Origin of the sequence: Pontibacterium granulatum (assembly GCF_029961155.1) — a bacterium.
Classification (GTDB): domain Bacteria; phylum Pseudomonadota; class Gammaproteobacteria; order Pseudomonadales; family Balneatricaceae; genus Pontibacterium; species Pontibacterium granulatum.
Genome location: NZ_JASBRH010000067.1, coordinates 1 through 533 on the forward strand (window position 1 = coordinate 1; position 533 = coordinate 533).

Here is a 533-nt window from a genome sequence, read left to right on the forward strand (position 1 = left end):
TCATTCATCGGAACCGCGAATGAATCGAACGGGTAGGCGTCACGTAGATACGCTTTGGTGGTGAACGGGAAGTTTTTCAAATCGTCCAGGCTTTTAAGCTCGTACGGGTGAACACCTTTCTCGTCACACAGTTTCTTGTATGCCGGCACGTTGTTGTACGCGTGGGCGATGCTCCACTGCATGCGGATCAGCTGCAGGTCGCGCAGCTCATCGATGCTGGCGGTCTCAATAGGGTCGAGCGCTCGGCGAGAAGAGTTATCGAATTGCATCGTTATAGTTGTCCTGTCTGGTTTGTTGTCATGTCAGACGTATTGTCAGAACACCCGTCTCTGCGGACGGCTTATCACTTGCAGCGTTGCGAAATTCCACTCTGGCAACTGCTTCAAGTGTATTTCATAGGGTAGCCCCTTTTATAGGGATCGTGGGCTACCCTATAGCGCGTTTAAACCAATGCTTAAACGCGCTCAATGATGATCGCGATACCCTGACCTACACCAATACACATGGTGCACAGGGCGTAACGACCACCGGTA

1 protein-coding gene is annotated in these 533 nt (G+C 51.4%); it reads right to left on the bottom strand.

Annotated elements, in window-relative coordinates:
- A partial coding sequence (locus QKW35_RS21255; RefSeq protein ID WP_425608017.1) for a phenylacetate--CoA ligase family protein occupies positions 1-269 on the bottom strand: 269 nt, incomplete at its 3' end.
- Between the last annotated feature and the right edge of the window lie 264 nt (positions 270-533).